Consider the following 16,341-nt stretch of genomic DNA (forward strand, 5'->3'; position numbering starts at 1 on the left):
GGCCGGTCGGCACTGGGGGTGCCGACCGCCACGTGCCCATGTTCGCGCTGGTCAACTAGGCTGCGTGAACGTGACCTCGACCAAGCCGCGCATTCCCAACGTCCTGGCCTCCCGGTACGCCTCGCTTGAGCTGGCCCGGCTGTGGTCGCCCGAGCACAAGGTGGTCCTGGAGCGGCAGCTGTGGCTGGCCGTGCTGCGGGCCCAGGTGGAGCTGGGCGTGGATGTCCCGGCCTCGGCGCTGGCCGACTACGAGCGGGTGCTGGAGCAGGTTGACCTCGGCTCGATCGCCGAGCGGGAGCGGGCCACCCGGCACGACGTGAAGGCGCGGATCGAGGAGTTCAACGCCCTCGCCGGGCACGAGCACGTGCACAAGGGCATGACCTCGCGGGACCTCACCGAGAACGTGGAGCAGCTGCAGATCCGGCTGAGCCTGGAGCACGTGCGGGACCGGGTGGTCGCGGTGCTGGCCCGGCTGGCCGCGCTGGCCGCCGAGCACGCCGAGCTGGTGCTGGCCGGGCGCTCGCACAACGTGGCCGCCCAGGCCACCACGCTGGGCAAGCGGTTCGCCACCGCGGCCGATGAGCTGCTGGCCGGTTTTGGCAGGCTGGAGGACCTGCTCGCGCGCTACCCGCTGCGCGGCGTGAAGGGGCCGGTGGGCACCGCGCAGGACATGCTCGACCTGCTCGACGGCGACGCCGGGCGGCTGTCCCGGCTGGAGGCCGCGGTGGCCGGGCACCTCGGCTTCGGCCAGGTGCTGACCAGCGTCGGCCAGGTGTACCCGCGTTCGCTGGACTTCGAGGTGGTCACCGCGCTGGTGCAGCTGGCGGCCGGGCCGTCCAGCCTGGCCAAGACGATCCGGCTGATGGCCGGGCACGAGCTGGTCACCGAGGGCTTCAAGGCGGGCCAGGTCGGCTCCTCGGCCATGCCGCACAAGATGAACACCCGTTCCTGCGAGCGGGTCAACGGTTTCGCGGTGATCCTGCGCGGGCACGCCTCGATGGTCGGCGAGCTGGCCGGGGACCAGTGGAACGAGGGCGACGTGTCCTGCTCGGTGGTGCGCAGGGTCGCGCTGCCGGACGCCTTCTTCGCCTTCGACGGGTTGCTGGAGACCTTCCTGACCGTGCTCGAGGAGTTCGGCGCCTTCCCCGCGGTGATCGGCCGCGAGCTGGACCGCTACCTGCCGTTCCTGGCCACCACCAAGGTGCTGATGGCCGCGGTGCGGGCCGGGGTCGGCCGGGAGACCGCGCACGAGGCGATCAAGGAGAACGCGGTGGCCACCGCGCTGGAACTGCGCGAGGGCCTGGAGCGCAACGATCTGCTGGACCGGCTGGCCGCCGATGAGCGGTTGCCGCTGGACCGGGCCGCGCTGGACGCGCTGCTGGCCGACCGGCTGCCGTTCACCGGCGCGGCCGCCGCGCAGGTCAGCGCGGTGGTGGCGCGGATCGAGCAGGTCGTGGCGCAGTACCCCGAAGCGGCCAAGTACACCCCCGGCGCCATCCTCTGAGCAAGCTTTCCAACCGGCAGAACTGTCCCCGGTACTTCGGAACCTCCTAAGTACCGGGGCTTTCGACACATTCGCCCCTGAGAATGACTCGCGAGACAACACGTCGGGGTCACTGGGGAGTGAACTTTGGTCGCACGGATGGAGGGGAAGGCCCGAAACCGCACCGCGCTTCTGGAAGCAGCCAGGGAAGTCATCGTGGAGGAAGGGCATCGAGGCGCTTCTCTCGGCGTGATCGCGGGCCGGGCCGGTCTCACCACCGGGGCCATTTACTCGATTTTCGGCAGCAAGCGGGACCTGTTGATTGCCGTCATCGAGGACATTCACCGCAGGGTGATTGCCGATCTGCAACAGCTCAGCGATCCGCGGCTTTCCCTTGAGCAGGTGATCGCGGTGTACGTGGCCGGGCGGCTGCGCGCGGCCGATGCCAAGGACGCCGCGCCGCTGCTGGCCTTCGAGACCGAGCTGGCCGGGCTGGCGCAGAGCGACCCGGTGGTCAGCACCCGGCTGCGGGAGATCTCGGTGCGCTCGGACCGGCAGTTCGCCGAGTCGCTGACCGGCCGCAGGGACGAGCGCGGCATGGTGGTCGACGAGCACCGGGCCGCCCAGCTGGCGCTGGGGGTGCGCGCGCTGGTGCTGGGCTTCGAGCAGCGGCGGCTGCGCGGCGAGGCGGTGGCCGAGGCGCTGGTGCTGGACCTGGCGATCGCCATGGTCCGGCAGTGAGAAAAGAGGATCGCCCGGCCCCCGAGCCGGGCGATCCGAATCCGCCGAACGATTCCCGAGAAAGTGGCGGAAAACTGTTGCCGGTATAATGGCACAATTGGTTGGTTGTTGACACTGGTGGTGCGACGCAGGTCACCCCTGGTGCATTGCCTAGGGTGAGGCCCGTGACCTCCCTCGTCGACTACCCGCTGATCGCCGCGGGCAAGGTTCGTGAGCTCTACGCCGTCGACGACGAGCACCTGCTGTTCGTCGCCTCCGACCGCATCTCCGCCTTCGACTTCGTGCTGCCCAACGGCATCCCGGACAAGGGCCGGGTGCTCACCGCGATGAGCGTGTTCTGGTTCGAGCTGCTCGCCGACGTGGTGCCCAACCACGTGGTGGCCTGGGACGACCCGCGCATCCCCGGCGAGGTCCGCGGTCGGGCGCTGCTGGTGCGGCGGCTGGCGATGGCGCCGGTGGAGTGCGTGGCCCGCGGCTACCTGACCGGATCCGGCCTCGCCGACTACCGGCGCACCGGCGCGGTCTGCGGGGTCGAGCTGCCCGAGGGCCTGGTCGAGTCCTCCCGGCTGCCGGAGCCGATCTTCACCCCGGCCACCAAGGCCGAGATCGGCGCGCACGACGAGAACGTCTCCTTCGCCGCGGTGGCCGAGACCGTGGGTCTTGAGCGGGCCGAGCGGCTGCGCGAGCTGACCCTGGCGGTCTACCGCAGCGCGGCCGGGCACGCGGAGAGCAAGGGCCTGATCCTGGCCGACACCAAGCTCGAGTTCGGCGTGGACGCGCAGGGTGGGCTGGTGCTGGCCGATGAGGTGCTGACCCCGGACTCCTCCCGGTTCTGGCCTGCCGAGGGCTACGCGCCCGGCAAGGTGCAGCCCTCCTTCGACAAGCAGTACGTGCGCGACTGGCTGACCTCGCCCGCCTCGGGCTGGGACCGAGCCTCGGAGACCCCGCCGCCCCCGCTGCCCGAGGACGTGGTCGCCGCGACCAGGGCCCGCTACGTGGACGCCTACGAGCGGATCTCCGGCCGGGCGCTGGCGGACTGGCCGTCCCCGGAGGCTTAAGCAGAGCTGCGCCTGCCCGCAACCTCAGCGGCAGGCCGTGGTCACGCGGGCCTGTCCCAATAGGGTCATGCGCCCCAGACTGCTCGTCTCCCTCTCGGGCATCGGCCGGGCGAACCTGGCCGACTGCGCCGCCTTCGCCGCCGCGCTGGACCGGCGCGGCGTGCCGCTGTCCCTGCTGCTCACGCCCAAGCCGAACAGCGAGCGCCCGACCAGGGACTCACCGGTGCTGGACTGGATCAGGACCAGGGAGCGGGCAGGGGACGCCTTGGTGCTGCACGGGTTCGACCACGTGGCCCAGCCCAGCGGGCACCGGCTGCCGCTGCCCAGGCTGGCCCCGGCGGCCAGCTGGGCCGGTGGCCGGATCTGGCGGCGGGCCGAGTTCGCCGAGCTGCCCGCGCACGAGGCCGGGCTGCGGCTGCTGGCCGCCACCGCCGTGCTGGACCGCCTTGAGCTGCGCACCAAGTGCTTCGCCCCGCCCAGCTGGCTGGCCTCGGCAGGCACGATGGTCGCGTTGCGGCGCAGGGGTTTCGAGGTCTGCGCGGACGCCACCGGCGTGCACGACCTGCGCACCGGGGCCAGCCACCGGGGCCGGGTGCACCAGGTGGGCCGGGGCGAGCTGTGGGCGCGGGCCGCGCTGCGCGGCGGGCGGCGCGGTGGCCTGGTGCGGATCGCGGTGGACGCGGCCGAGCTGTCCCGGCCGCAACCGGCCCGCGCGGTGCTCGGCGCGATCTCCGGTGTGCTGCGGCTGGGCGCGCTCGGTGGGACATACGCAGACCTCGGTCTGGGCCGTACCGCCGAACGCCGTGGGCTGAACGCCGGATAATTACGTCGGTTGAACGAGTGACGGCACCAATCACCGCACCGGACGATCGGGATCGTCCCCTCCCAACCCTGCGGTGAGGTGTGTAATGAACAGAATTACGAAATTGATGGTCGTCGCCGCGATGGCCATCCCGGCGGCGGGTTCGTTCGGATTTTCCGCGCCCGCTCCGTCGGCCGCGGCGAGTGTGCCCCAGGACGAGAAGGTCGGCGCCGAGGAAAACGTGGCGCACACAATTGCCGGTGGCGAGGGCGCGCTGACCCTGCGGCGCGCGGAATCCGGCTACCTGAAGGCACATGTCACCGGACTGAAACTGCGACCGGGTGACGTGTTGCGCATTTCCGACCCCAGCGGCAAGGAGAGCTACACCTACACCGGCCAGGACGACCTGACCGCCAGCCCGGACGCCACCGGCTTCTGGGCCATGTCGGTCACCGGCGACACCGCGGTGCTCAGCCTGACCGGCCAGGACGGCGGCCCGGCCTCCCCGGACTCCACGGCCACCGTGGACAAGCTGACCCGCGGCTACACCCCGGCTGAGTTCAAGGCCGCGGAGGAGATGCAGACCAGGAGCATCTGCGGCTCGAACAACTACCAGGACGTGGCCTGCTACCAGACCTCCAACCCGACCGAGTTCGCCCGCACCAAGCCGGTGGCCAAGCTGCTGCGCAACGGCTCCTCGCTGTGCACCGCGTGGCGGGTCGGGACCAAGAACCGGATGCTGACCAACAACCACTGCTTCACCAGCACCACCGGCATCGAGGTGTGGTTCAACTACCAGTGCCCCACCTGCAACGGCACCACCAGCACGCCGACCAAGGTGCTGGCCAGCAAGGTGCTCAGCACCGACGCCGGCCTGGACTACACCCTGTTCGAGGTCAACGACTTCGCCGCCATCTCCAGCTTCGGCTACCTGGAGCTGGACGCCAGGGTGCCCGCGGTCGGTGAGCGGATGTACGTGATCGGCCACCCGGCGGGCAAGCTCAAGAAGCTCTCGCTCAAGGACGACCAGAGCCCCAGCGGCAACTGCCAGGTCCGCGCGGTGCGGGTGAACGGCAGCAGCTCGCAGAGCGACATCTCCTACATGTGCGACACCGAGGGCGGCTCCTCCGGCTCGCCGGTGCTCTCCGGCCAGACGCACAAGGTGATCGGCCTGCACCACTTCGGCGGCTGCCCGAACCAGGGCGTGCGCATCGACCTGGTGGCGCAGAAGATCGGCAACCTGCTCTGAGTTCCCGGCCCGCCCGGCCGACCCCACAACGGCCGGGCGGGCCTTTCCGCACCGGGCGGCCCACGCCACCGGGCCGCCCCGCGCGTCACAGGGCCGCCAGCACCTCCGCTTCCTCGGCCGGGGACAGCCCGGCCTTGCGCTCCCGGTCCAGCCCCAGCTCGCGCTCCCAGGCCAGCGTGTCCACCGCGGTCTGCGCGACGGGCCGGATGGTCAGGCCCGCGTCCAGCGCGGGCCGCGCCTGGTGCGAGGCCATCCCGTCGTAGTCCGGCGGCAGCCACAGCGGCAGCGACCGCGGCCCGCCCCACGGGTTGACCTTCAGCTCGGCCAGCTTCGCCTCGGGCACCAGCACCGGCTCCACCTCGCCACCGACCGCCTCCCGGATCTCGCCGAGGAACTCCGGCAGCGGCGCGGGCGTGCTGATCGCGTCGAAGGTGCCACCGAGCCGCTGCTCGGCGGCCAGCACGATCCAGGCCGCGAAGTCCCGCACGTCGATGTGCTGGCACAGCCGGTCAGGGGCATCGGGCAGCACCACCCGGCCGCCGCGGGCGAACCGGGCCGGCCAGTAGCCGAAGCGGTCGGAGAGGTCGCCCGGTCCGGTGATCAGCCCAGGGCGCGGGATGAACGCGGCCTCGCCGAAGACCTCGCGCACCGCGTTCTCCGAGGCCACCTTGATCTGCCCGTAGCGCTCGGCCACCTCGGCGGTGGGCCGCCCGGCCGCGTCCTCTTCCAGCGGCTCGACCAGCGGCCCGGCCACACCCTGGCCAGGGGTGGCGTTGTCGGCGTACACGCTGATGGTCGAGACGAAGGTCCAGTGCGCCGCGTTCTTCGCCAGTGTGGCGAGCGCGTCCCGGACCCACGGGAAGGAGATCCTCGCCACGTCCACCACCGCGTCGAAGCGCTCCCCGGCCAGTGCCGCGAGCCCGTCCGGCCGCTCCCGGTCCACCACCGCGACGGCCGCCCCGGCAGGCACCTGACCGGACACTCCCCGGACCGCGCACACCACCTCATGCCCACGTCGCAACGCTTCTTCGGCGACGGCCTTCGACACGAAGATCGTCCCGCCCAGTACCAGGATCCGCATGACCCTCACCTTCCTGGACCGGTCCCGCGGCCGCGAGCGATCTCTCGCAGAGCGAACGGGGTGAGAGCGGTAACGCAGCGAGCGCGTGGAGTGAACAAGCAGGTCAGGTAGGCTCCTCTCGTCCCGCTTCCCGGCAAAATCCAGGAGCATTCGCGTGGCCCGAGTCGTCGTCGACGTCATGCCCAAGCAGGAGATCCTCGATCCGCAAGGACAGGCGGTGGCGAATGCGCTGCCCCGTCTCGGATTCGATGGCATCGCCTCCGTCCGCCAAGGCAAGCATTTCGAGCTGGAGGTCGACGACAACGTCGACGACGAAGCTCTCGCGAAGATCGCCGAGACCTTCCTGGCCAATCCGGTGATCGAGGACTGGACCGTCCGCCGGATCGAGTCATGAGCCCCAAGATCGGGGTCATCACCTTCCCCGGCACCCTCGACGACGTCGACGCCCAGCGCGCCGTGCGGTTCGCCGAGGCAGAGGCCGTCCCGCTGTGGCACGCCGACGCGGACCTGCGCGGCGTGGACGCGGTGGTCGTGCCCGGGGGCTTCTCCTACGGCGACTACCTGCGTGCAGGCGCGATCGCCCGGTTCGCCCCGGTGATGGGCGAGGTGGTCAGCGCGGCGGCCAAGGGCATGCCGGTGCTGGGCATCTGCAACGGTTTCCAGATCCTCTGCGAGGCCGGGCTGCTGCCCGGCGCGCTGGTCCGCAACGCCGGACTGCACTTCGTCTGCCGGGACCAGTGGCTGCGGGTGGAGAACAACACCACCGCGTGGACCACCCGGTACGACAAGGGCGCGGAGATCCTGGTGCCGCTGAAGTCCGGCGAGGGCCGCTACGTCGCAGATAAGTCCATTGTGGACGAACTGGAGGCGGAGGGCCGGGTGGTGTTCCGCTACGTCGGCGACAACCCCAACGGCGCGCTGAACGACATCGCGGGCATCAGCAGTGCCAACGGCCGCGTCGTCGGCCTGATGCCGCACCCCGAGCACGCGATCGAGGCCCTCACCGGCCCGACCGACGACGGCCTCGGCCTGTTCCTGTCCGTTCTCGACTCGCTGGTGGCGGCGTGACAACGACTGAACAGCAAGTGGACACGGTTGAGCACGCGACCGCTACGCCCGAGGTGGCGCAGCCCTACCGCGAGCTCGGCCTCAAGGACGACGAGTACGCGCGCATCCGGGAGATCCTCGGCCGCCGCCCCACCGACGCCGAACTGGCGATGTACTCGGTGATGTGGAGCGAGCACTGCTCGTACAAGTCCTCCAAGGTGCACCTGGCCTACTTCGGCAAGACCACCACGCCGGAGATGAAGCAGCACATGCTGGCCGGCATCGGCGAGAACGCCGGTGTGGTCGACATCGGCGACGGCTGGGCGGTGACCTTCAAGGCGGAGAGCCACAACCACCCGTCCTACGTGGAGCCCTACCAGGGCGCGGCCACCGGCGTCGGCGGCATCGTCCGGGACATCCTGGCCATGGGCGCCCGGCCGCTCGCGGTGATGGACCCGCTGCGCTTCGGCCCGGCCGACGCGCCGGACACCCGCAGGGTGCTGCCGGGGATCGTCGCGGGCGTGGGCGGCTACGGCAACAGCCTCGGCCTGCCCAACATCGGCGGCGAGGTCGTCTTCGACCCGACCTACGCGGGCAACCCGCTGGTCAACGCGCTGTGCGTGGGCGCGATGCGGGTCGAGGACCTGCACCTGGCGCACGCCTCCGGCGCGGGCAACAAGATCATGCTCTTCGGCGCGCGCACCGGCCTGGACGGCATCGGCGGGGTGTCCGTGCTCGCCTCGGACAGCTTCTCCGGCGACGAGTCGGGGTCCGGGCGCAAGAAGCTGCCCAGTGTCCAGGTGGGCGACCCGTTCACCGAGAAGGTGCTCATCGAGTGCTGTCTGGAGCTCTTCCGCGAGGGCATCGTGGTGGGCATCCAGGACCTCGGCGGCGCGGGCCTGTCCTGCGCCACCTCGGAGCTGGCCAGCGCCGGTGACGGCGGCATGCACGTGAACCTGGAGACGGTGCCGCTGCGCGCGAGCGGCATGTCGCCCGCGGAGATCCTCTCCAGCGAGTCCCAGGAACGCATGTGCGCGGTGGTCGAGCCCAAGGACGTCGAGGCGTTCCTGCGGGTCTGCCGCAAGTGGGACGTGATCGCCACCGAGATCGGCGAGGTCACCGACGGCGACCGGCTGGTGATCACCTGGCACGGCCAGACCGTGGTGGACGTGCCGCCGCGCACCGTGGCGCACGAGGGTCCGGTGTACCAGCGGCCGATCCAGCGCCCGGCGTCCCAGGACGCGCTGATCGCGGACGTGCCGGACACGCTGCCGCGACCGGCCACCGCCGATGAGCTGCGCGCGACCTTACTGCGGCTGATCGCCTCGCCGAACCTGTGCAGCCGCAAGTGGGTCACCGAGCAGTACGACCGGTACGTGCGCGGCAACACGGTGCTGGCCCAGCCCGCCGACTCCGGGATGATCCGGATCGACGAGCAGACCGGCCGCGGCGTGGCCATCTCCACCGACTGCAACGGCCGTTACGTGCAGCTGGACCCCTACACCGGGACCCAGCTCGCGCTGGCCGAGGCCTACCGCAACGTGGCCGCCACCGGCGCCACCCCGTACGCGGTGACCAACTGCCTGAACTTCGGCTCGCCGGAGGACCCGGGCGTGATGTGGCAGTTCAGCGAGGCCGTGCGCGGCCTGGCCGACGGCTGCAAGCAGCTGGGCATCCCGGTCACCGGCGGCAACGTCTCCTTCTACAACCAGACCGGCTCGGTGGCGATCCTGCCCACCCCGGTGGTCGGCGTGCTCGGCGTGATCGACGACGTGGCCCGCCGCACCCCCACCGGCCTGGGCGCGGAGGACGGCGAGACGCTGCTGCTGCTCGGTGACACCAGGGACGAGTTCGGCGGCTCGGAGTGGGCCAACCACGTCCACGGTCACCTGGGTGGCAAGCCGCCCGCGGTGGACCTGGAGCGGGAGCGGGTGCTGGCCGAGGTGCTGGTCGCCGGTTCCCGGGACGGCATGCTCTCCGCCGCGCACGACCTCTCCGAGGGCGGCCTGATCCAGGCCGTGGTGGAGGCCGCGATCATCGGCGAGAGCGGCTGCCGGATCGTGCTGCCCGAGGGCGCCGACCCGTTCACCTACCTGTTCTCCGAGTCCGCGGGCCGGGCGCTGGTCGCGGTGCCGCGCAGCGAGGAGCTGCGCTTCACCGAGATGTGCAAGGCGCGCGAGCTGCCGGTCACCAGGGTCGGTGTGGTGGACGTGGAGTCCGGGGCGGTCGAGGTGCAGGGTCAGTTCACCGTCGGCCTCGACGAGCTGCGCACCGCCTGGGAGGGCACGCTGCACGCGCTGTTCGACTGAGTTTTCCGCTGTGCACGGGGGCGGTGTCCGATGGGCGCCGCCCCCGAGGCGTCTCAGCCGGTGGCCCGCCTGCGGCTGGTCGCGGTGAGCAGCAGGACCAGGCCGATCAGGCCGAGGGTGACGCCGGTGAGCAGTTGCAGGTGCTCGGGGACCATGTGCATCAACAGCCAGCCCTCGCCACCGACCTGCCTGGCGATGAGCCCGCCGAAGCCCTGGATCATGGCTACGATCCCGAACACTTCGAGCATGGCCGCGTTCCTTCTTTCCCTATGTGGTCCACCCGACACGCACTGTTGTGACCCGACTGTAGTGAAAACGCGCCCTGGCTACGAACAAGGCTGCTCCGGGCTGTGGAAAGTCGCGCGGGCCGGGTCCGGGCGCACGTCCCAGGCCACGCTGCCGAGACCGCAGCGGCGGTGGAAGGTGGCGCCGGTCCAGTTCAGCGGCCCCCGGAACCTGGCCCTGGTGAAGTAGACGTTGCCGTGGAACTCAGCCCCGTCCAGGTGGGTGACCCGGTGCAGGGTGGCGTCCTGGATCCGCAGGCCGCCGACCATCCGGCCGCTGAGGTCGAGGCGGCTCAGCGTGGCGCCCATCAGGTCCAGGTTGTAGTGCGGCGCGTCCATGTCCGGTTTGGGCAGCAGGTCCCTGATCAGCTGCTGGGCGCTGCGCCGCACCTCGCCCTCGGTGGTGTACCGGTCATTGGCGTCGATCTCGAACGGGCGGCGCAGGTAGGCGCACAGCACGTCCAGCACGGTCTGGGTGTACTCCGGGCGGCTCCTGGCGATACCGGCCAGCGCGTGCAGCGCGCCCACCCGCACCTGGTCCGCCTCGTGCCCGAGCAGCTCCACCGCCTTGGCGAAGCGCTCGTCGCTGACCCGCTCCCGGTCGTGCTCGGCCCGCTCGGTGTCCAGCCGCTGCCGCTTCTCCTCAACCTGGCGCCGCCGGTCGTTGAGCCAGAGCGCGTACAGCGCCACCACCGAGCCCGCGCCCAGCCCGCCGGTCTTGATCGCCTCGGTCAGCCCCGCCTTCGGATCAGCCAGCAACAGACCGCCGCCGACCAGCAGCATCGTGCTGATCGCGAGCAGCACCGTGCCGGTGAGCACCATGCCCTGCCTGCGCCGGACCATGCCCAGGCCGAGCACCCCCGCGGCCACCACGACCCCGCCGATCCCCGGTCCCAGCAGCCACCATCCGTTGTCCACGCCAAGATCGTGCCGCCATTCGAGTGGTCGTTCAACGGTGAACCGCTGTCCGTTTCGTCTGGTCGTATGCTCGCGGGCTGTGGAACGCCCGAACTGGGCGCCGGGCGAGCTGGACCTGACCGTGCCGAGCACGGCCCGGGTCTACGACTTCTACCTCGGCGGCTCACACAACTTCGCGGTGGACCGGGCCCAGGCGCGCCAGGCGATCGAGCAGTGGCCACTGCTGCCCGCCGCACTGCGCGCGAACCGGGCCTTCCTGCGCCGCGCCGTCCGATTCTGCGTCGACCAGGGCATCCGTCAGTTCCTGGACATCGGCTCCGGCATCCCCACCGTGGGCAACGTGCACGAGATCGCCCAGGCCGCGGACCCGGAGTGCCGGATCGTCTACGTGGACGTGGACCCGATCGCGGTGGCGCACAGCAAGGCCATGCTGGCCGGCAACGAGCGCACCGCGGTCATCCAGGCCGACCTGCGCAAACCCGGGGACGTGCTGGACAGCCCCGAGCTGACCGGCCTGCTCGACCTGAGCCAGCCGACCGCGGTGCTCTTCGTCGCGGTGCTGCACTTCGTGCCCGACGCCGACGACCCGGCCGGGTTGGTTCGCCGCTACCTGGACGCGGTGCCCTCCGGCAGCTACCTGGTGCTCTCGCACGGCAGCAGCGAGGGCGCGCCGAAGCAGGCCGCCGAGCACGAGGACCTCTACCAGCGCACCGGCACCCAGATCTGGATGCGCTCGCACGAGCGGGTGCTCACCTACTTCGGCGACTGCGAGCTGCTGCCGCCGGGACTGGTGCAGATGACCCAGTGGCGGCCGGAGCCGGAGGATGAGTTCTTCGGCCCGCCCGAGCAGCTCAGCGGCTTCACCGGCGTCGGCTACAAGGCCTGAGCCGTGCGCCAGGAACACGGCTGGGTGCCGCCGGAGATCGACCTCAGCAAGCCGAGCGCGGCCCGGGTCTACGACTACTACCTGGGCGGCTCGCACAACTTCGCGGTGGACCGGGAGCTGGCCAGGGTGGCCATCGAGGACTGGCCCGAGCTGCCGATGATCATGCAGGCGAACCGGGCGTTCCTGCGCCGCGCGGTGAAGTTCTGCGTACAAGCCGGGATACGCCAGTTCCTGGACATCGGGTCCGGAATACCGACGGTCGGCAATGTGCACGAGGTGGCCCAGGAACTGGAGCCCGAGTGCCGGGTGGTCTATGTCGATATTGACCCGGTTGCCGTAGCGCACAGCCGAATCATGCTCGCGGGTAACGATTTCTCCGAGATCGTGCAGGCCGACTTGCGGCAACCCGAACGGGTGCTGGACGCCACCGAGGTTCGCGGACTACTGGATTTGTCCCAGCCGGTGGCGGTGCTGATGGTCGCGGTGCTGCACTTCGTGCCGGACGAGGCCGACCCGGCCGGGCTGGTCCGCCGCTACCTGGACGCGGTCGCGCCGGGCAGCTTCCTGGTCCTCTCGCACGCCTGCCTCGAGGGTGCCGGGGAGCAGGCCGAGTTCCACCAGAAGCTCTACCGGCGGGCGGGCAGCGCGTTGACCATGCGCACGGTTGAGCAGGTCGCGGGCCTGTTCGGGGACTGCGCGCTGGTGGAGCCGGGCCTGGTGCGGCTGCCGCTGTGGCGGCCGGAGCCCGCCGCGCTGCCGGCGGGGGACCCGGCAGTTTTCGCCGGGTTCGCGGCGGTCGGCCAGAAGGTCTAGACCATGTGGCCAGCGCAAACGACTCAGATGGCAACCATTCCCGGTTTTTCGGTCTTTCTGCCGCCCTCGGACACCGCTACCCTTCGGAGCGGCGAACCGATACGTGTCAGGGGAACTTGACCCGTTTTTTCCTGCGGCGATGGCGGAGAGTCGCCACCAGTCGCGTTATCGTAGAGTTATCACCCCATCAGCGAAGATCCCGCAGGTGACGAGTGAGAGGATCAGGACGATGTGTCGACCCGCTCCCACTTCGCTGATCTTCGCCAGTGTGCGCCACGTCATGGAATTGCCGCCCAGCTTCGGGATTGTTGATGCAGGGCTCGTCTCCGCGGCGTTGACCACGGCAAACTGGGCCCAGGAGGACAGCGGGCGACCCGGACGGTCTGGTTTGTGTGCCGCGGTCGGGCGATGGGTATGAGTGCGACGAACAGCGATTCTTTCCGCCCTGGAAGGCTGCTGGTGACCGACGGCGCCGACCGAACCCACCAGGCCTGCGCGCGATTCGCCCGCAGCTGGGTCCGAGCCATCGCCGGGACCAGCTATGTCTCTCTCGGCTTGGCCGAGACCGAACAGCTGCTGCTCGCGCACACCGAGCGCCTGGTCAAGGCGCTGTTCGCGGACCCGTTCCGGGCCACCCCGGCAAGGGAGATCGGTTTCCAGCTGGTCCAGGCGCATTTCACCGGAATCGAGACGCTGAGCCGCACGGTCGCGCTGCTGGGTGATGAGTTCCTCGCCGAGCTGCGGGTGGAGCCGGAGGAACGGCTGCAGGCCAGGATCGCCGCGCTGCAGGGCGCGCTGGCCGCCGGGTACGCCCAGGCGCTGCGCGAACGCACCCTGGACGAGCAGGAGGCGATCCGCCAGGCGGTGCTGGACGCCAGGGACGCCGCCGAGCACGCCCGCCGGGCCAGCGAGGCCCGCTTCCGGGCGGTGTTCACCGAGGCCGCGATCGGCATCGGCATCCTGGACACCAACGGCCGGATCCTGGACGCCAACGCCTCGCTGCAGCACATGCTCGACTACAGCCTGGAAGAGCTGTGCCAGCGCAAGGGGCACGACGTGCTCTACCCGCAGGACCGGCTGGACCTGCGCGAGATGTGCGCCTCGGTGGCCTCCGGCGCCCGCGACCACGTCCGGCTGGACTCCCGGCTGACCCGCAGGGACGGCCAGGAGATCTGGACGCACATCACCGTCTCGCTGATCAGGGACGAGCAGGGCGCGCCGAGGTACGTGGTGGCGATGATCGAGGACGTCACCGACCGCCACCTGTTGCAGACCCGCCTCCGGCACCAGGCCCTGCACGACCCGCTGACCGGCCTGTCCAACCGCGCGCTGTTCCTGGACGAGCTGGCCACCGCCTTCGCCCGCAAGGAGCCGCAGGCCAGGGTCGGGCTGTGCTACCTGGACCTGGACGGGTTCAAGGTGATCAACGACAGCCTCGGCCACGACATCGGCGACCAGCTGCTGGTCGCGGTGGCCCGGCGGCTGGACGACTGCGTGTCCGGGCCGGGCAGGCTGGTGGCCAGGATGGGCGGGGACGAGTTCGTCATCCTGCTCGATGGCACCGCGGGCACCGACGAGGTCATCGCGGTCGCCGAGCAGGTGCTGGACGCGCTGGTCGAGCCGATCAAGGTGGCCGGGCACGAGCTGTCCATCTCGGCCAGCATCGGCATCGTGGAGCGGCCGACCAGCACCGCCTGCCCCGCGGACCTGATGCGGGACGCCGACATCACGCTGTACTGGGCCAAGGCCGACGGCAAGAGCCGCTGGGCCCTGTTCGACGAGGAGCGCAACGCCCGCGAGGTGGCCCGCTTCACCCTGTCCGCGACCATGCCGGCGGCGCTGGAGCGCGGCGAGTTCTACGTGGACTACCAGCCGCTGGTCCGGCTCACCGACACCGCCGTGGTCGGGGTGGAGGCGCTGGTCCGCTGGCAGCACCCGGAGTTCGGCAGGCTCGGCCCGGACCGGTTCATCGAGCTGGCCGAGGAGACCGGGCTGATCGTCTCGCTGGGCCGCTGGGTGCTGGAACAGGCCTGCCGCCAGGCCCGCAGCTGGATCGACGAGTTCGGCGCCGCCGCCCCGTTCGTCAGCGTGAACCTGGCCGTCCGCCAGCTCCGCGACGCCGGCCTGGTCGGCGACGTGGCCCGCATCCTGGCCGAGACCGGCCTGCCCGCGGGCAAGCTCCAACTGGAGCTCACCGAAAGCGCGATCATGGGCAACGCGGCCGAGCCGCTGGACGCCCTGTGCGCCCTGTCCGACATGGGCGTGCGCATCGCCATCGACGACTTCGGCACCGGCTACTCCAACCTGGCCTACCTCCGCCACCTGCCCGTGCACGAGCTCAAGATCGCGGGCTCGTTCGTCGAGGGCCTGCGCGCCGCCGCCGCGGGCGACGAGGTCGACCAGCAGATCGTGGCCACCCTGGTCTCCCTGGCCCACGCCCTCGGCCTCACCGTCACCGCCGAAGGCGTGGAAACCACCACCCAGGCCGAACGCCTGCGCGCCATCGGCTGCGACTCCGGCCAGGGCTGGCTCTTCGCCAAGCCCGGCCCACCGGCCAGCATCGACGGCCTGCTCTAGACACTCCCTGCCTGCGCGGAACCACCCGTGCGAGCCGTGCGTCGTTGGTACGGTGACCGTGGACGCGCACTGCGTGACGGAGGGGGAACACAGTGACCGACCCGAACAGCGCCCCACCAGGACCCGCAATGGCGATGTCCGCCCTGACCAGCCTGAACAGGTCGGTCGAGGGCATGAACCAGCTCCGCGAGGACGTCCGCGCGGGCAAGGTGAAGCTGGACCCGGCGGCCGGCGAGCAACTCAAGAAGGTGCTCACCGAGCAGGAGGCGCGGGCCCTGAAGTGGCAGCGTGAGGCGAACAGGCTCGAGCAGGCACTGCCATTGGGCAATCACTGGGTGGGCCAGCAGATGGCGGAGAAGATGAGCAAGCGGGCCAATGGTGCCCCGGGCTCGTTCGGCGAACAGATCGGCCTGTACATCCAGGAGCTGCAGAAGGCGCAGGTCGTCCTCGACGAGGCCATCAAGGCCACCAAGGGCGCGGACTCCGGCAGTGCCTCCAACCTCAGGAATCAGAAGTGACTCAGAGCAAGATTGCCGTTGGTGGCGCAGTGCTGGCCGCCCTCGTTCTCGGCGGTTGTTCCGGCGGCTCGGTGGCGGGCACACCGACCCAGGCCACCAGCGCTGCGGCCACTTCGAGCGCTGCGGCCAGCGATGGCCCCGGTGCCTCCCTGGCACAGGTGGACACCTGCACCTTGATGACGAACGCCGAGGCCGCGACGATCGGCCTTCCCGCTGGGCGCTCGGCCAGCCTGGGCAAGCAGCGGGAATGTGAGTACAGCGTGGCTGACACACCGACACCGGTGAGTGGCGCGGTCACGATCGACCCGATCAGCGGCATCGATCAGCTGAAGACCCCGCCGGGCACCGACGAGGCTGGGATCCGCAAGGTCGTCGTGGATGGCAGGCGAGTCAACTACTACCCGATGAAGAGCGGCACGCTCTGCACGGTGAACATCGAGGTCAACAAGCGCGAGACGGTGTACGTGCAGGTGAGCCTGCGTTTCGCGGGTACGGAGCAGCCGCCGTGCACGCTCGCGGAGAAGGCGGTCGGTTTTGTGCTGCCGAGAATGCCGAAGAAGTAGCAGGGGGATGCC

General features: G+C 70.6%; 16 protein-coding genes. 13 read left to right on the forward strand and 3 right to left on the reverse strand.

Going from position 1 to position 16,341, the window contains the following annotated elements; genetic code table 11:
- The first annotated feature begins 70 nt into the window (after positions 1 to 70).
- From purB to M8C13_RS28440, 5 genes are all read left to right on the forward strand, one after another.
- Positions 71 to 1,504 carry an adenylosuccinate lyase gene (gene purB / locus M8C13_RS28420; protein ID WP_252483788.1) on the forward strand — a complete coding sequence of 478 codons (1,434 nt, stop codon included), beginning with the start codon at positions 71 to 73 and terminating at the stop codon, positions 1,502 to 1,504.
- Between the two features lie 138 nt (positions 1,505 to 1,642).
- On the forward strand, positions 1,643 to 2,224 hold the full coding sequence (locus M8C13_RS28425) for a TetR/AcrR family transcriptional regulator (RefSeq protein ID WP_256509834.1): 582 nt from the start codon (positions 1,643 to 1,645) through the stop codon (positions 2,222 to 2,224).
- A gap of 164 nt (positions 2,225 to 2,388) precedes the next feature.
- Positions 2,389 to 3,282, forward strand: a complete 894-nt coding sequence (locus M8C13_RS28430) for a phosphoribosylaminoimidazolesuccinocarboxamide synthase (protein WP_252483790.1) — start codon at positions 2,389 to 2,391, stop codon at positions 3,280 to 3,282.
- Positions 3,283 to 3,349: 67 nt separating this feature from the next.
- A complete protein-coding gene (locus M8C13_RS28435; RefSeq protein WP_252483791.1) occupies positions 3,350 to 4,105 on the forward strand; it encodes a DUF2334 domain-containing protein in 756 nt (251 codons plus the stop codon).
- A 106-nt stretch (positions 4,106 to 4,211) separates the two neighbouring features.
- Complete coding sequence (locus M8C13_RS28440) at positions 4,212 to 5,333, forward strand: serine protease (protein WP_252483850.1); 1,122 nt, start codon at positions 4,212 to 4,214, stop codon at positions 5,331 to 5,333.
- 85 nt (positions 5,334 to 5,418) lie between these two features.
- Here M8C13_RS28440 and M8C13_RS28445 read toward each other — a convergent pair whose 3' ends face one another.
- Positions 5,419 to 6,414 (reverse strand): NAD-dependent epimerase/dehydratase family protein, encoded by a 996-nt coding sequence (locus M8C13_RS28445; RefSeq protein WP_252483792.1) that lies wholly within the window; start codon positions 6,412 to 6,414, stop codon positions 5,419 to 5,421.
- A 154-nt stretch (positions 6,415 to 6,568) separates the two neighbouring features.
- On the opposite strand from M8C13_RS28445, the gene purS reads away from it, so the two are divergent.
- Genes purS through purL form a run of 3 tightly spaced genes read left to right on the forward strand, consistent with a single transcriptional unit; the run spans position 6,569 to position 9,770 of the window.
- A complete protein-coding gene (purS, locus tag M8C13_RS28450) occupies positions 6,569 to 6,808 on the forward strand; it encodes a phosphoribosylformylglycinamidine synthase subunit PurS (RefSeq protein ID WP_185000803.1) in 240 nt (79 codons plus the stop codon).
- On the forward strand, positions 6,805 to 7,482 hold the full coding sequence (purQ, locus tag M8C13_RS28455; protein ID WP_252483793.1) for a phosphoribosylformylglycinamidine synthase subunit PurQ: 678 nt from the start codon (positions 6,805 to 6,807) through the stop codon (positions 7,480 to 7,482). Before purS ends, purQ begins: the two co-directional genes overlap by 4 nt.
- Positions 7,479 to 9,770 (forward strand): phosphoribosylformylglycinamidine synthase subunit PurL, encoded by a 2,292-nt coding sequence (purL, locus tag M8C13_RS28460; RefSeq protein WP_252483794.1) that lies wholly within the window; start codon positions 7,479 to 7,481, stop codon positions 9,768 to 9,770. Before purQ ends, purL begins: the two co-directional genes overlap by 4 nt.
- A gap of 53 nt (positions 9,771 to 9,823) precedes the next feature.
- Here purL and M8C13_RS28465 read toward each other — a convergent pair whose 3' ends face one another.
- On the reverse strand, positions 9,824 to 10,018 hold the full coding sequence (locus M8C13_RS28465; protein ID WP_252483795.1) for a hypothetical protein: 195 nt from the start codon (positions 10,016 to 10,018) through the stop codon (positions 9,824 to 9,826).
- A 78-nt stretch (positions 10,019 to 10,096) separates the two neighbouring features.
- Positions 10,097 to 10,972: a pentapeptide repeat-containing protein gene (locus M8C13_RS28470; RefSeq protein ID WP_308202871.1), complete on the reverse strand. Its 876-nt coding sequence runs from the start codon at positions 10,970 to 10,972 to the stop codon at positions 10,097 to 10,099.
- 79 nt (positions 10,973 to 11,051) lie between these two features.
- Between M8C13_RS28470 and M8C13_RS28475 the strand changes: the two genes are divergently transcribed.
- The 5 genes from M8C13_RS28475 to M8C13_RS28495 all read left to right on the forward strand — a co-directional run bounded on the left by M8C13_RS28475 (position 11,052) and on the right by M8C13_RS28495 (position 16,329).
- Positions 11,052 to 11,858 (forward strand): SAM-dependent methyltransferase, encoded by an 807-nt coding sequence (locus tag M8C13_RS28475; protein WP_252483796.1) that lies wholly within the window; start codon positions 11,052 to 11,054, stop codon positions 11,856 to 11,858.
- Between the two features lie 3 nt (positions 11,859 to 11,861).
- A complete protein-coding gene (locus M8C13_RS28480) occupies positions 11,862 to 12,671 on the forward strand; it encodes an SAM-dependent methyltransferase (RefSeq protein WP_252483797.1) in 810 nt (269 codons plus the stop codon).
- A gap of 555 nt (positions 12,672 to 13,226) precedes the next feature.
- The gene (locus M8C13_RS28485; protein ID WP_252483798.1) at positions 13,227 to 15,248 is read left to right on the forward strand and encodes a bifunctional diguanylate cyclase/phosphodiesterase; all 2,022 of its coding nucleotides are present in this window, start codon (positions 13,227 to 13,229) and stop codon (positions 15,246 to 15,248) included.
- 128 nt (positions 15,249 to 15,376) lie between these two features.
- On the forward strand, positions 15,377 to 15,766 hold the full coding sequence (locus M8C13_RS28490; RefSeq protein ID WP_252483799.1) for a hypothetical protein: 390 nt from the start codon (positions 15,377 to 15,379) through the stop codon (positions 15,764 to 15,766).
- On the forward strand, positions 15,763 to 16,329 hold the full coding sequence (locus M8C13_RS28495; protein WP_252483800.1) for a DUF3558 family protein: 567 nt from the start codon (positions 15,763 to 15,765) through the stop codon (positions 16,327 to 16,329). Before M8C13_RS28490 ends, M8C13_RS28495 begins: the two co-directional genes overlap by 4 nt.
- Positions 16,330 to 16,341: the final 12 nt, after the last annotated feature.

This window comes from Crossiella sp. SN42, assembly GCF_023897065.1.
GTDB lineage: Bacteria > Actinomycetota > Actinomycetes > Mycobacteriales > Pseudonocardiaceae > Crossiella.